Origin of the sequence: Rhodococcus coprophilus NBRC 100603, assembly GCF_001895045.1 — a bacterium.
Lineage (GTDB): Bacteria > Actinomycetota > Actinomycetes > Mycobacteriales > Mycobacteriaceae > Rhodococcus > Rhodococcus coprophilus.
Map to the genome: position 1 here is coordinate 146,073 of NZ_BDAM01000005.1, position 14,637 is coordinate 160,709.

Annotated in this window: 13 protein-coding genes; 6 read left to right on the forward strand and 7 right to left on the reverse strand. The window is 66.4% G+C overall.

The window, feature by feature from the left end; translation table 11 throughout:
- Positions 1–108 precede the first annotated feature (108 nt).
- Both ppsA and RDCOP1_RS09445 read left to right on the forward strand, forming a co-directional pair.
- A complete protein-coding gene (gene ppsA, locus RDCOP1_RS09440; protein ID WP_072699867.1) occupies positions 109–2,415 on the forward strand; it encodes a phosphoenolpyruvate synthase in 2,307 nt (768 codons plus the stop codon).
- A 49-nt stretch (positions 2,416–2,464) separates the two neighbouring features.
- Entirely contained in the window at positions 2,465–3,076 is a 612-nt protein-coding gene (locus tag RDCOP1_RS09445; RefSeq protein WP_231922981.1) for a GNAT family N-acetyltransferase, read from the forward strand.
- Here RDCOP1_RS09445 and RDCOP1_RS09450 read toward each other — a convergent pair.
- A complete protein-coding gene (locus RDCOP1_RS09450; protein WP_072699868.1) occupies positions 3,059–5,833 on the reverse strand; it encodes a cation-translocating P-type ATPase in 2,775 nt (924 codons plus the stop codon). The genes RDCOP1_RS09445 and RDCOP1_RS09450 overlap by 18 nt on opposite strands.
- 184 nt (positions 5,834–6,017) lie before the next feature.
- Entirely contained in the window at positions 6,018–6,551 is a 534-nt protein-coding gene (locus RDCOP1_RS09455; protein ID WP_072700377.1) for a flavodoxin domain-containing protein, read from the reverse strand.
- A gap of 193 nt (positions 6,552–6,744) precedes the next feature.
- Here RDCOP1_RS09455 and RDCOP1_RS09460 point away from each other — a divergent pair, with 193 nt between their 5' ends.
- The gene (locus RDCOP1_RS09460) at positions 6,745–7,137 is read left to right on the forward strand and encodes a hypothetical protein (RefSeq protein ID WP_072699869.1); all 393 of its coding nucleotides are present in this window, start codon (positions 6,745–6,747) and stop codon (positions 7,135–7,137) included.
- 71 nt (positions 7,138–7,208) lie between these two features.
- Here RDCOP1_RS09460 and RDCOP1_RS09465 read toward each other — a convergent pair whose 3' ends face one another.
- The gene (locus tag RDCOP1_RS09465; RefSeq protein ID WP_072699870.1) at positions 7,209–8,906 is read right to left on the reverse strand and encodes a fumarate hydratase; all 1,698 of its coding nucleotides are present in this window, start codon (positions 8,904–8,906) and stop codon (positions 7,209–7,211) included.
- Between the two features lie 220 nt (positions 8,907–9,126).
- Between RDCOP1_RS09465 and RDCOP1_RS09470 the strand changes: the two genes are divergently transcribed.
- The gene (locus RDCOP1_RS09470; protein ID WP_084722557.1) at positions 9,127–9,906 is read left to right on the forward strand and encodes a CPBP family intramembrane glutamic endopeptidase; all 780 of its coding nucleotides are present in this window, start codon (positions 9,127–9,129) and stop codon (positions 9,904–9,906) included.
- A gap of 72 nt (positions 9,907–9,978) precedes the next feature.
- Here RDCOP1_RS09470 and RDCOP1_RS09475 read toward each other — a convergent pair whose 3' ends face one another.
- Entirely contained in the window at positions 9,979–10,194 is a 216-nt protein-coding gene (locus tag RDCOP1_RS09475; protein WP_072699871.1) for a maltose regulon activator MalT, read from the reverse strand.
- A 96-nt stretch (positions 10,195–10,290) separates the two neighbouring features.
- Complete coding sequence (locus tag RDCOP1_RS09480) at positions 10,291–11,070, reverse strand: helix-turn-helix domain-containing protein (RefSeq protein WP_072699872.1); 780 nt, start codon at positions 11,068–11,070, stop codon at positions 10,291–10,293.
- Between the two features lie 85 nt (positions 11,071–11,155).
- On the opposite strand from RDCOP1_RS09480, the gene RDCOP1_RS09485 reads away from it, so the two are divergent.
- On the forward strand, positions 11,156–11,506 hold the full coding sequence (locus RDCOP1_RS09485) for a DUF1330 domain-containing protein (protein WP_072699873.1): 351 nt from the start codon (positions 11,156–11,158) through the stop codon (positions 11,504–11,506).
- Here the strand turns inward: RDCOP1_RS09485 and RDCOP1_RS09490 are convergent.
- Positions 11,478–12,065, reverse strand: a complete 588-nt coding sequence (locus tag RDCOP1_RS09490) for a mismatch-specific DNA-glycosylase (RefSeq protein WP_072699874.1) — start codon at positions 12,063–12,065, stop codon at positions 11,478–11,480. The genes RDCOP1_RS09485 and RDCOP1_RS09490 overlap by 29 nt on opposite strands.
- Positions 12,066–12,091: 26 nt before the next feature.
- Positions 12,092–13,480 carry a carotenoid oxygenase family protein gene (locus RDCOP1_RS09495; RefSeq protein ID WP_072699875.1) on the reverse strand — a complete coding sequence of 463 codons (1,389 nt, stop codon included), beginning with the start codon at positions 13,478–13,480 and terminating at the stop codon, positions 12,092–12,094.
- 215 nt (positions 13,481–13,695) lie between these two features.
- Here RDCOP1_RS09495 and RDCOP1_RS09500 point away from each other — a divergent pair, with 215 nt between their 5' ends.
- A complete protein-coding gene (locus RDCOP1_RS09500; RefSeq protein ID WP_072699876.1) occupies positions 13,696–14,628 on the forward strand; it encodes a restriction endonuclease in 933 nt (310 codons plus the stop codon).
- The last annotated feature ends 9 nt before the right edge of the window (positions 14,629–14,637 follow it).

The following is a 14,637-nucleotide window of genomic DNA, read 5'->3' on the forward strand; positions in this document are numbered from 1 at the left end:
TCCGATTTCGCCCGAAAAGCGTCCGCGCCACCTACCGTGAGACACATTCCGCCGAGCGCGACACAAGGCGGTCTTCGCTAGGGAACGCCACGATCCGGGGAGTCATTAATGGCCGAGCATCATTTGTGGATACGTCCCATCGAGACGGTGGGTGCCGAGGACGCACCGATGGTGGGTGGCAAGTCCGCCAATCTCGGTGAGCTCACGCGGGCGGGTTTTCCGGTTCCACCCGCGTTCGCTGTCACCGCGGACGCGTACATCGACGCGATGCAGGCGGCGGGGCTTCGTGCCCGACTGGCTGCCGAGGCGGTGCCGGCTCCCGATATCGACGAAGCAACACTCATCCGCACCTCGGCCGAACTTGCCGAATCGGTGACGAACGCGTCTGTTCCGGACGAGATGCGGGCGGACATCGTCGCGGCGTACGAGGCTCTCGGGGCGCGTGTTGCGGTGGCAGTTCGGTCGTCGGCGCCGGCGGAAGACGCGGCGGACACCTCGTTCGCGGGAATTCACGAGTCCTACACCAACATCGTCGGTGCCGAGGCGGTGGTTCGTGCGGTGCAGGCCTGCTGGGCGTCGTTGTGGTCCGAGCGTGCCCGCACCTATCGGGGGATCCGAGGGATCTCGGAGGAACCGTCCATCGCGGTCGTCGTGCAGGTGATGGTCAGGTCGGAGTCGTCCGGTGTGGCGTTCACCGCCGATCCACGCACGGGCGAGTTGGACCGCATCGTGATCGAGGCAGCGCTCGGGCTCGGGGAAGTCGTCGTCGGCGGGCAGGTCGAGCCGGATACCTACGTCGTCGCCAAGGACGGCTTGCAGGTGCTCGACGTGCACCTCGGGCATCAGGAGTTCGAAATCGCCTCGACCGAGCAGGGCGACAGCCGTGTGGCGGTCGATCCGGCCCGCGGTGTCCAGGTCCTCGACGACGACCAGATCGACAGGGTTGCACGACTGGCCGTCGGCGTGGAACAGCACTACGGCAGCCCACAGGATCTCGAGTTCGCCTTCGCCGAAGGCGACCTGTGGATCGTGCAGGCGAGGCCGATCACAACGCTGAACGGGCAGGGCACGGGGAGACCGAATGGATCGACAGCGGGTCCGTCCGGTGACGGGGACACGGCACCTTTGCTGATCGGACTGGGCGCGGGCCCCGGTTCGGCGACCGGGCGGGTGCGTGTACTGCGCGACCTCGCGGACGGGAAGAGACTCACCGACGGTGAGATCATCGTGGCACCGATGACCCGGCCGGACTGGCTGCCCATTCTGCGGAGAGCCGGCGGGATCGTCACCGACGGCGGTGGAATCACCTGTCACGCCGCGATCGTCGGTCGCGAACTCGGGAAGCCGGTGGTCGTCGGTGCGCGCTCGGCAACGACCACGCTGAGGGACGGACAGGTGATCACGGTCGACGGCGACGCGGGCGTGGTGTTCGAGGGGGCAGTGACCACCGCCGGCAGTCGGGCAAGGGCAGACGAGGCCGGTACGGCGGCCGTGGGTAGCGCTCCGACGGTCACCGCGACCTCGGTGTACGTCAACCTTGCCACGCCGGACGCAGCCGAGGCCGTCGCCGCGACCGACGTCGACGGTGTCGGCCTGCTGCGGGCGGAATTCATGATCACCGAGGCGCTGGCAGGGGAGCATCCGGCGCACATGATCGCGGAGGGCCGCCGCGACGAGTATGTCGAGAAGATGGCGGCCGGTGTCTCGCGGATCGCCGCGGCATTCGCGCCCCGGCCGGTGGTCTACCGGGCGATCGACCTGCGCAGTAACGAATTCGCCGACCTGGAAGGTGGTGAGATCGAACCCGACGAGGCGAATCCGATGATCGGCTATCGGGGTTGTTTCCGGTACGTCCGTGATCCGGAGTTGTTCTCCCTGGACCTCGACGTGATACACCGCGTGCGGAGCGCGTATCCGAACGTGCACTTGATGATTCCCTTCGTGCGTACACGGTGGGAATTGAAGGAGTGCCTTGCACAGCTCGACGCACATCCGCTCGGCGCAGATCGTCGGATGTGGCGCTGGATCATGGCCGAGGTGCCGTCCGTCGTCTACTGGTTGCCCGAATACGCCGCACTCGGTATCGACGGTGTGTCGATCGGCAGCAACGACCTGACCCAGTTGATGTTGGGGGTGGACCGGGATTCCGAGGTCTGCAAGGACCTGTTCGACACCTTGGACCCGGCAGTACTCGACGCGATCGACCACATCATCGACCGTGCATCCGCAGCCGGACTGACGACGTCGCTCTGTGGTCAGGCCGTGTCGACGAGCCCCGCCCTCGCCGAGCACCTTGTGCGCCGCGGCATCACGTCGGTTTCCGTCACTCCCGATGCCGCAGCACGCACCAGACGAACGGTCGCACAAGCGGAACAGCGAATCGTGCTCGGCAGGGCCCGCCGGAACGAAGAATGACGCGGCGGCCCATGCGGTGTCCCGATTCCGTGGAAGGACGTATGAGCCGGTGTCCGCAGAACAGCGCGCGGTCAGCCCCGACCTGGTGATCCGCCCGCTGGGTCCGCAGGACGAGGACTCGGTCCGGGCCTTGCACGAGCATCTCACCCAGCGCGACACGTACCTGAGATTCTTCACTGTGGCCCCACGGCGCGTGGACGAGCTTGCGGAAATGCTGTGCCGCCAGGACGACAGACATGTGAGCTTGGGGGCGTTCGACGATGCCGCGGTGGTCGCAGTAGCGAACTACACCGTCCTCGATGACGACGTCGCATCGGCGGAATGCGCGGTCGCCGTGAGCCACCCCATGCAGCATCACGGCATCGGAACCGCCTTGCTGCAACGCCTGGTCGATATTGCACGAGCACGCGGAATTCGGCGTCTGTCGGCGTACGTGTTGTCGGTGAACACCACGATGCTGCAGGTCCTCGGAGAACTGGGATGGGTCCGGAACGGGAGCGAGCCGGGATCTGTCGTTCAAGTCGATATCGCGCCCGCCGATCCTCTGGGAAACGGAGGCTCCCGCGTCGCGGTGGACTCGTCCCTCCGGGTACCACCGGATCGGCCGGAGGGTGGTCCATCCGGTACGTCGGCGAACGGTCCTTCAGTCGTGGGTCCGTAACCACCAGCGGAAGATCTCGTCGCAACCCCACACGATGAACGGCAGCGGGATGAGCAAAGTCAGCAACCAAAGATCCGGAACCTCGGTGCCGAAGACGGCCTGAAACGGTGGGATGGTCACGACCACTGCGGCGAAAAGGATCTCGAAGGCGATTCCCCACAACAGCATTCGATTCGTCGTGAATCCGATCCGTGCAAGGGAGGTGCGACTGGCGCGAGCGGCCATGGCGGTACCGATCTGGCAGGCGACGATTCCGAGAAATGTCATGGTCGTGGCCTGCCGCCAGGTGTCGTGCAACTCTCCGCTACCGACGTCGGCGCCGAAGGTCCAGCCACCATCCACGAGGGTGAGCAGGAACAGCCCCATCACCAGGACGGCTGAGACACCACCGAGCACGCCCCAGGCACGAGCCAGCATGACTCCCTCGATCACCGACTGCGAACGCGGCCGGGGCCGGCGTCGCATCAGGTCCGGTTCGGCCTTCTCACGTCCGAGCGCCAGCGCCGGGACGGTTTCGGTGCCGAGATCGATGGCGAGGATCTGCATGATGGTCAGCGGTAGGGGAATCCCGCCGCTGGTGAGTGCGTAGGCAAGGAAGGGCACGACCTCGGGGGTCGCATGCGCGAAGATGTAGACGATGAACTTGCGGACGTTGTCGTAGACCCGTCGGCCCGCTTCGATGGCGCCGACGATCGTGGCGAAGTTGTCGTCGACGAGGACCATCACCGCCGCCTCGCGTGCGACGTCCGTGCCCGATCGACCCATTGCCACGCCGATATCGGCTTGGCGCAGGGCCGGTGCGTCGTTGGCGCCGTCGCCGGTCATCGCGACGATCCGACCCGATTGCTCGAGCGCGTCGGCGATGCGTAGCTTCGTCTCCGGTGAGCTGCGGGCGAACACGATCTCGTCGTCACCGGCGAGCGCAGCGTCGAGTTCGCGGTCTGACATCGCGTCTGCTTTGTCTCCACCGATCACGCGCAGGCCGTTTTTTCCGATGTGCACGCTTTCGGCGATTCCTCGGGCGGTGAGCGCATGATCTCCGGTGACGACGATCAGCCGGATCCCGGCTGAATGGCATCGGTCCACGGCGTCGGGGACCTCGGGGCGGGGCGGATCGATCATCGCGATGATGCCGAGCAACGTCGAGCCCTGTTCTGCCTGCCCACGGGTGAGGTTCTCCGTTGCCTCGGAGGGTGCCAGGGGGCGTTCGGCCAACGCCAGCAGCCGTCGACCCCGAGCCGCCCAGTCGTCGACGACGGCTTCGATGGTGGCGCGATCCTCGTCCGTCAACGGTCTGGGTGTGGTCCCGTCGGCGATGTGTGTGCAGCGGGGAAAGACCTCTTCGGGTGCGCCTTTGGTGTGTACGACGACTGTGTTGCCGACGCGGTCGACCGTCGACATCCGCCGAAGGTCGGGAGCGAAGTGGAACTGGGCGAGTCTGTCCTTCTTGCTGCGGTGGGGGTCGATACCGAGTTTCGCCGCCGCCCGTAGCAGAGCGAGTTCGGTCGGATCGCCGATCCCGGTGTCCTCCGGTTTCGTACCGTCTTCCGGTTTCGTACCGTCGGGGGGTTTCGCGCCGGGAGGTTGCGCGAGTTCGGCGTTACTGCACCACACCGCCGCCGTCATCAGTTGTCCCGGCGCCGAGGTTGCCGCGGGAGGCATCGAGAGATCCTGGAAGTCCAGCACGCCCTCGTGTGTCCATGCCTGGGTGACGGTCATCCGGTTGCGCGTGAGTGTCCCGGTCTTGTCGGTGCAGATGACGCTCGTCGAGCCGAGCGTCTCGACCGCAGAGATCCGTTTGACGAGGGCGCCCTGCCGGGCGAGGAGCCGGACGCCTACAGCGAGCGCGAGAGTGATGGTCGGGAGCAGGCCCTCGGGAACGTTGGCGACGATGAGCCCGATCGCGAAGTTCAGCGAATCGGCAAGCGACAATCCGGCCAGCAGGGTGCCGAGGGGTATGAACGCGAGACCCAGCCCCACTGCCACGATGGCGATGAGGCGGGCGACCCTCCTCACCTGCTTCTCGAGCGGGCTCTCCTCATGCCCACCTCGTTGGGACAACGCCGCGATCCGGCCGAGTTCGGTGCTCATTCCGGTGGCGTACACCACCGCGGTGACTTCCCCGGTGACGCAGGTGGTGCCGCTGAATACGAGATCGCGCGCAAGGATCAACGGCACGTGACTGTCTCCGCTGTCGGTGCTCACCGGTACCGGAGTCGATTCCCCGGTCAGTGCGGAGGCGTCGATCTGTGCGGACCCGTCGAGCAGACGAGCGTCGGCGGAAACGCGATCACCCTCGGAGACGACGATGACGTCGCCGGGCACGAGTTCCCGCGCGTCGACTTCTGTTTCGTTCTCGTCGCGGATTACCCGGGCACGTTGGGGAAGGTAGGCGGCAAGTGCTTCGACGGCCTGTTCGGCGTGGCGTTCCTGTACGAACGCGAACGCGGCGTTGAGTCCGATGACCACGACGATCGCGATTGCCAGCGGCACCGAACCCGACAGTGCCGCAAGCGCGGCAGCGACCCACAGCAGCAGTGCGAGCGGATGAAGGAGTTGCCGGCTCAGGGCACGCCACCATCCTTCGCTGGAGCGGCGAACCAGTTCGTTGGGGCCGGACAGGCCGAGGCGCCGTTGTGCGTCGCGAGTGGACAGACCGGTTCGGGCCGATCTCAGATCGCGTAGCAATCGGTCGAGTGCTTCGAGTGGATCGACGGGCGCAGCGTGATCGGTTTCGCCGCTCGCTGTCTCGCTCATGTGGTCTCATCCCTGCGGCGCCGCACCGTCGCATTGCCATGGGCGGTTGTGCAATTCGGAACAGGGCTCTGCTCGAAGTGTCCTCCTGCGACGGTTCGGGCGTCGTCGAACTCGACGGATTGATTCGGGTCGGCAGCCACCTGTTGCAGGGCTGACGGAGGTGAAAGGACCGGGCGCGCCGACGTCAGCGGCGACTCTGGGTGATGTCGCGACCGATGCCTTCGGCCCAGGCGTCGATGTCGCGCCAATCCCTGGCATCGCCGTATCTGCCTCCCATCAGGCGAAAGACGACCCGTCCGAATCCGGGCCAGTCGCCGGGGGCGATCGAGCCGGCGAAGAAGCGGTGATCACGAACCTCGGCGAGCGTCCGCAACTTCTGTATCGCATCCGGTTCGGGCATCGCGCGGCGCAGATATCGCGCCACCCGCGGCGAGAGGATCGAACTGGTTGCGCCTACCGAACACACCGAGTATGCCCAGGTCGCCCGGCCGCTCGGGGTGGTCCCGAGCCGGGTGATCGCGTCGACGGCTCCGGGGAGCCACTGGCCGTTGTGAACGGCGCTGCCGAGCACGAGGGTGTCGTACTCCTGTACCGAGTCCACCTCGCTCAACACCAGTAGATCGACCTCGACCCCGCTTGTGGTGAGCGAGGCAGCGATCCGTTCGGCGATCCCGCGGGTGGATCCTTTCGCGGTGGCGTATCCGACCAACGTTTTCATGGTGGTCCTCTGTGGGGCGTCGGCGTAGGTCGCGGGGGATCGGGGCAGGACCTGCGTTTCCACGGTATCGACCGGCGCCTGTCACCGCTCGCCTGTTGCACCGGTCCCGCTTTTCTGGGATAGTTCCAGTATTGGTGTCGTTACAGATAGTACCGGCTGGTTTGCGGCCGTAAGTACCGAAGGAGAGATTCGCATGTTCAGCGCCGAGCGATCCCGCACGGTCGCGCTTCCGCCGCTGGTTCTCGGTGGGCTGCGACCGCTCTATCGGCAGATGGCACACAACCATGTGCATTCCGCGTCGTTCGAATACCTCGCCGCAGGCGCGGCGGTGAATGCTTGTGTGATCGTGGGTGCGCACGGCCCGGAGCTGAAGTTGAGTGTCCCGGACCGCGACCTCGACATCACCTTCACGATGTCGACGCACTTCCGCGTCGTACCGGCCATGACGGCCGAGACGTATCGAGCCCTGTGCGACATTGCCGCCCCGGGCGACGAACCGTCGTCCGAGATCGTCGTCGGCTTTCTTCGCAGAATCGTCGCCCGGGCGCCCGCAGTGCTCTCGCGCACACACGCCTGCGCGGCCTGAGAATCGTACAGACGAGTTCGGCCCCGATGGACAAATTCCATCGGGGCCGAACCATGCTGTGTGCCTGCGGGTTACAGACCCGGGCGCTTACCGACGGTGAGCGTGACCTCGCCGGTGTGGGCGAAGAAGTCGTTGCCCTTGTCGTCGACGACGATGAACGCCGGGAAGTCCTCCACGTCGATCTTCCAGACCGCCTCCATGCCGAGTTCTTCGTATTCGACGATCTCGACGTTCTTGATGCAATCCAGTGCCAGGCGTGCCGCGGGACCGCCGATCGAGCCGAGGTAGAAACCGCCGTGCCTGTGGCACGCCTCGGTCACCTGCTTGGACCGGTTTCCCTTGGCGAGCATGATCATCGAGCCGCCGGCGGCCTGGAACTGCTCGACGTACGAGTCCATGCGACCGGCTGTGGTCGGGCCGAAGGACCCGGACGCGAGACCTTCCGGAGTCTTCGCCGGGCCGGCGTAGTACACGGGGTGGTCCTTGAGGTACTGCGGCATCTCCTCGCCCGCGTCGAGACGTTCCTTGATCTTCGCGTGCGCGATGTCGCGGGCCACCACGAGAGGGCCCGTGAGCGACAGGCGCGTCTTGACGGGATGCTTCGACAGTTCGGCGAGGATTTCGGGCATCGGGCGGGTGAGATCGATCTTCACGGCCGCGCCCTTGCCCGTCCCGGAGACACCGGACGTCTCCGCGTCGAGCTGGCTGTCGGTGACCTCCGGCAGGAAGCGGCCGGGGTCGAACTCGAGCTGCTCGAGGAACACGCCCTCCGGAGTGATCTTCGCCTTCGCCTGGCGGTCGGCAGAGCACGACACCGCGATGGCGACCGGCAGCGACGCACCGTGGCGCGGCAGACGAACCACACGCACGTCGTGGCAGAAGTACTTGCCGCCGAACTGCGCGCCGATCCCGATCTTCTGGGTGAGCTCGAAGACCTTCTTCTCCAGCTCGTGATCGCGGAATCCGCGACCGGTCATCGCACCTTCCGTCGGCAGCTCGTCGAGGTAGTGCGCGGACGCGTATTTCGCGGTCTTGAGCGCGAACTCGGCCGACGTACCGCCGACGACGATCGCGAGGTGGTACGGCGGGCACGCCGCGGTGCCGAGCGAACGGATCTTGGCCTCGAGGAACTGCATCATCGAGTCAGGGTTCAGGATCGCTTTGGTCTCCTGGTACAGGTACGACTTGTTGGCCGACCCGCCACCTTTCGCCATGAACAGGAACTTGTAGGAGTTCTCGTGGCCCTTCGCGGTGTCCGCGTAGAGCTCGATCTGGGCCGGCAGGTTGTTGCCGGTGTTCTTCTCGTCCCACATGGTCAGGGGAGCGTTCTGCGAGTACCGCAGGTTCAGCCGGGTGTACGCGTCGTACACGCCGCGCGCGATCGACTCCTCGTCGTCACCGGGGGTGAGCACCTGCTGGCCGCGCTTTCCCATGACGATGGCGGTCCCGGTGTCCTGGCACATCGGCAACACCCCTGCCGCAGCGATGTTCGCGTTCTTCAGCAGGTCGAGAGCCACGAACTTGTCGTTGTCCGACGCTTCGGGATCGTCGAGGATGCTCGCGAGCTGCTTCAGATGGTCCGAGCGCAGATAGTGCGAAATGTCGTGCAGCGCGGTCTCGGTCAGCAGGCGCAGGGCCTCGGGCTCGACCTTCAGAAAGGTGCGGCCGTCAGGGCCTTCGACGGTGGACACCCCCTCGCTGGTCAGCAGCCGATATTCGGTGGGGTCGTCCCCGATCGGCAGCAGGTCCTCGTAGAGGAAGTCGGCCATTGTTTCTCCTGGAAGAGGGGGTGGTGTTCCGAAGACAGATTAGTCGTGCAGAATCGGCCCCCCGACGACGGGGCGTGTGACGAAGGAGTCCTTCGTGAAGGGTGTGACCCACGTCTCCGGCGCGGGAGGACGTCTCGAGATGGAAACCACGCCGTGGTTGGTCGGGCACCCGAGGGTGATGCGCATCATGCAGTCGGGCGCGCAAATTCCTTACAATGGTATGGATGCACGGAAAAATCGGAAAGAAGACTGCGTGAGCGTCCAAGCCCTTCAATTGCCCTTTTTGGCCTGGTTGTCCCGATTTCGCGCGTGGGTGGACGTCGCAGTTGTCGTAACCGTCCTGGTCGCTACGAACCTGGTGGCGCACTTTACGACCGTATGGGCATCGATCGCCACAGTTCCCATTTCCGCCGCGATCCTCGTCGTCCTGATGCGTCGCCGGGGAATGCGCTGGTCCGAACTCGGTCTGTCGCCGCGGCACTGGAAACGAGGCACGCTCTATTCGCTCGCCGCGGTCGGCCTGGTTCTCACCGTTGTCGCGATCGGCATCGCGCTTCCGTTCACCCGTCAGTTCTTTCTCTCCGAACGCTACGCAACCATCTCGGGCGCGCTCGTCGCTTCGATGATCATCATCCCCCTGCAAACCGTGATCCCCGAAGAACTCGCTTTCCGCGGCGTCCTTCACGGCACTCTCGAACGTGCGTGGGGTGCGCGCGGGGTCTTTGCAGCGGGGTCGCTGCTGTTCGGCCTGTGGCATGTCGCATCGTCCCTCGGCCTCACCTCGGGTAACGCCGGTCTGGCCGCCGTTTTCGGTACCGGACTCTGGGGACAGGTCGCCGGTGTCGTCGGCGCGGTGGTCGCGACCGCCGCTGCGGGCCTCGTGTTCACCTGGCTCCGCTTGCGCAGCGGAAGTATTCTCGCGCCGATCGCGCTGCACTGGTCGCTCAACGGCGCAGGGGCTCTTGCCGCCGCCCTCGTCTGGCAGATCTCCCTCGGCTGACAGACGGATTCGCTCCGGCAGGCCGGCCTGTTCGGCTCCGAAGTCCGGATTTGTGCGACCGCCCCGGCTAGCTCAGTCTTCCGGGTTCTCGATCCAGGAGCCGTAGGGCGGAGGCCCGTCGCTCTGGATCTGAAGGCCGAAATTCGGAGAGTGCTTCCATACGTATCCCGGCAGGACATGCTCTTCCGAAGTCGCGTTGTTCATGATCACGATGTCCCCGGTGGCACGCTGCTCGAGAGCGAAACCGTCGTCGCGTCCGTCGACGACCCACCATTTCGAAGCGCTCATGACTACAGCCTTTCGGATCTGCTCGAACACAGTTTCCGTGCCAACCGTAGCGCGGACGACACCCGGACAACACCGCTTCGAGGCGTTCGAGACGGGTCACGACCCATGCAGCGCCGCGGCCGTGGAGGCATCCGCAGGGTAGAAAGCTTCGATCGCCAATTCCGAGACCGTGACATCGAGCGGAGTCCCGAACAGCGTGGTCGTGCTCAGGAACGACAACTCGTCGTCCCCGAGGCGCAAGCGGAGTGGCACGACCAGCGAATGCGGTGCCGTCGTCGTCACGGGGTCGTCGCACGGATACTGCTCGAGTTCGTCGTGCAGGCGCGACAGCACCGGGTCGCCGGTCGCCCCGATCTGGTGACGTAACCGCTCCAGCAGGTGCGCGCGCCACTGTCCGAGATTGAGGATGCGCGGTGCGAGCCCCCGCGGGTGGAGGGTCAGGCGCAGTACGTTGACGGGTGGTTCGAGCAGATCCGGATCACAATCCGCAACCATCGACACGATGGCGTCGTTCGCGTCGATCATCGTCCAGTGACGGTCGACGACCAGGGCGGGAAACGGCTGGTGCAGTTCCAGGATCCGGGCGATCGCATCGGATACGGCCGCCAGCGGCACCTCGCCGAGCCGGTGCTCCGGATACGCCGGCGCGAGGCCCGCGGCGAGCAAGATCGAATTGCGTTCTCGCAGGGGGATCTCCAGGTGTTCGCTCAGCCTCAGCACGACATCTCGGGACGGCTGCGACCGTCCCGTCTCGACGAAGCTGATGTGCCGGGACGAGATACCTGCTCGATGGGCGAGAGCGAGCTGACTCAGCCCTCGGCGCTCCCGCCAGGTGCGCAACAACGTACCGGGCCGGATCGACTCCACGACCGTCATGCATTCGACGATAAGGCCCGCGGGAACGACAGCCATTACCTCGCGGGTAATCGCTCTATTCCATTTCTCGCGGCAAGCTCGAGGCATGACCGCATACGCCGTAGCCCACCTCCACAGCGTCGAGTTCGGAGACGCCATCGCCGAATACCTGACGAAGATCGACGACACCCTCCGCGCATACGGCGGGCGGTTCCTCGTCCACGGAACCGATCCGCAGGTGCTCGAGGGCGAATGGCCCGGCCATCTCGTGCTCATCGAATTTCCCGACCTCGAGGAGGCACGGGCGTGGTACGACTCGCCGGCGTACCGGGCGATCCTGCCGCTCAGGACCGAGAACTCGGACGGTTCAGCGATTCTCGTCGAGGGAACTCCGCCCGGGTATCGGGCCTTGGACTACCTCCACAAGGTCACCGGGCGGGTGAAGTCGGAGCAGTGAGAATCCCCGCCGCCCGAGCAGGTTCCGCGTAGGCCGCGGCCAGCGACTCCACGGTCTCGTGGGCGTTGAGACCGCTCGGGTTGGGCACCACCCAGAGGGGAGTCCCGTCGAGTGTCTCGTCCTGAAGACCCGGACGCGCCTTTCGTTTCCCGAACGCCGCGCGGTACGCCGTGATCCCGGCGACCGCGACGACCAGCGGCCGAAACTCCGCCACCACCGACGCCAGCCGTTCGGAACCCGCGCGCAGTTCTTCCGGGGTGAGTTCGTCGGCCCGGGCGGTGGCACGGGGCGCGAGGTTGGTGATGCCCACACCTCTTTCGACGAGATGGGCGCGATCGGCCTCGCTCATTCCGTCCGACGGAGCGATCGGGTGCGTGATGATCCCGGCACGAAACAGCGCGGGGTAGAAGCGATTTCCGGGTCGGGCGAAGTGCGCTCCCGTCGCCGCGGTCCAGAGACCGGGATTGATACCGACGAACAGTAAGCGGCACCCGGGTCCGACGAGGTCGGGAACAACGGCGTCACGGAATGATTCGAGTTCGGCGCGTGTGAAGCCCATCCACTCACACTATGCAACGGGTGTACTCACGCCGACGGCAGCCACGCCCCGTGCAGACCCGCCGGGACCCGGATCGGTAACCGTACCCGCGCAACCGGTCCGGCCCCCGGGTCGACTTCGGGGAACACCAGGAACCAACTCGTGAGATCGGTGAAGTCGGTTGCGATCGAGCCCCAGTACCCTGCGCCGGACGTGCTCGTGAGGTAGGCCGGTTCGCCGGGCGACAGAGTGCCGTCGCACCACACCGTGTCGGCGCCGGTTTCCACGTCGAACCAGAAGAGGGCGTCGGCCGAGCCCGACGGGAGTCGCCGCGACCCGCTGCGGCCCAGTGTGGCGACGACACGATGCCGCCCGGTCGACCGGCGGTCGTCGATGCGGGGGAACTCGATGTCGCGTTCGTGGAGTGTCGTGCGGGTGACGCCGCGGGACCCGATGGTCGCGCGCCGCAACAGCGACGGGTTGGGGCCGGCGTGCGCGGTCAACGCGCCGGGATACCGCCATTCGACGTAGTCCAGGGCCACGTCCCCGCCGGGCAGGTCGAAGGCATTGGCGGTGTGCCACATCCAGAAGGCGTCGGTGGTGAACCATCGCACGGCACCACCGTCGCGGGGGACGAGCGCGATCTGCACGCCGAGTTCGGGTCGCCACTCCAGTGGTGATCCGCCGTCGAAGATCTTCCCGAGATCGAACACCATCGGGGCCAGGACCAGCACGATGTACGTTCCGGTCAGCGCCATGTCGTGCACCATCAGAGGGCGATCCGCACCCTCGACGGGCGTGGCCGCGCGGGTGACCGCGCCGTCCGGGCCGAACACCGACCACGTCAGGTACGGCGGATCGAGCATGTAGCAGAACGCGACCATTTCGCCGGTGCGCGGGTCGATCTTGGGGTGAGCGGTCAGACCGACCGGCAACGTGCCGCCGAACGTCTCCCGCCCGAGGGTCTCGAGGTCCGTGCCGAGGGCGTACGGCGGTGCCGCTTCGGCCAGCGCGAGCGTCCGGCCGCCGTGGCGGACGATGTTGATGTCGGGAAGTTCGCGCATGGTGTTCGCGAGATCGGGTCCGACCTCGTCGGCGGCCGGGAAATACGGATCGGTGATACCGGCCCACAGGGCCCGCCCCGCCTTCTCTTCGGCCACGACCTGCGGGGTACGCACGAAACGGTTCGTATAGCGCGCTGTACCCGCGGACAGTTCGATCCGATGCACCATCCCGTCGCCGTCGATCGGGTAGACGTAGTGCCCGATGGGATCGAACCGAGGGTTCGGTCCGTTGCGAAGGTAGCTGCCTTCCAGACCGTCGGGCAGTTCCCCCACGACGTCGAGCCCCCGAACATCCACCTCCTCCCGCTGGGGCGCGAACATGCCGCACAGGTGTGAGTGGTGGGCCATGTCCACCGGGGCGGGACGGTTCATGAGATCACCTCACGCGGGGTGGGCCGGTGCGAACGGACGGTGTCCCCGTCTCGCATGGTAGGTCGATGGCACGCGCGGGGCGGCCGCTTTGCCGGCCCCCTGCTGTCTGGGCCGGTGGAGAGCGCGGCCACCGGGGCCTGTGCAGCATCGGCTAGGGTATTTTCCGACGTCCAGGACCGAAGCGCGGCCGCGTGGCCGCAACGTTAGGGGAAGGTGTGCAGCGCCGGAACGCGATCGGAAACTCCGTCCGGAACACCGGCAGCGACGAATCCGCGTTGCCGCCGTACACGGATCTCCTGTGGCCGACCCTGCAGGCGGTGATCGAGATCGGCGGATCCGGGGTGATCGAGGAGATCGACGCCGCGGTGATCGCCCGGGTGGGTCTGTCCGAGGAAGCTCAGGCCGTACTGCACGGTGACGGTCCCGGCACCGAGATCGAATACCGGATCGCCTGGTCGCGGACTTACCTCAAGGGCATGGGCCTGCTGTCGAACACTCGGCGCGGCGTCTGGAGTGTGACCGACAGCGGTCGCGCGGTCCGCGAGTCCGAGATCAAGCCCATGCAGGTCGCATACACCGCGGAGAAGCGCCGCAGGCGTCTCGTGAGGAACTCGTCTCAGGGTGCGCAGGTCGTCCCGCTCGCCGCGGCGCCGGAGGATCCCGAACTGTGGCGCGAGCCGGTGCTCGGTGCCGTCGCCGACCTGCCCGCGGAAGGCTTCGAGCGTCTCGTCACCGCGGTGTTGCGGTCGGCGGGCTTCACCACCTTGACCGTCCCGGCTCCCGGAGGACGCGTCGACGCCGACACTCAGGTGGAGGGCACGGGGATCCTGCGCGTGTCGCTGCTGAGTTTCTCGGTGTTCTTCCGGTTCGTGCGGGGCCAGGAGCACGCGGGAGCCGACGTCGTGCGGGAGTTCCGCGCGGCCATGGTCGGTCGCGGCGAGAAGGGTCTTCTGGTCTCGACCGGATCCTTCACCGACGACGCGCGCGCGGAGGCGCATCGGCACGGCGCTCCGCCGATCGATCTCGTCGACGGAGAAGGCCTGTGCGACCTGCTCAAGGAACACGGACTCGGGGTGCGCACCACGGTGCGAACGGTCGAGGACGTCGCGCTGGTGCCGGCGTTCTTCGCGGAGTTGTCGGGTCGCTGACGGCAGGGT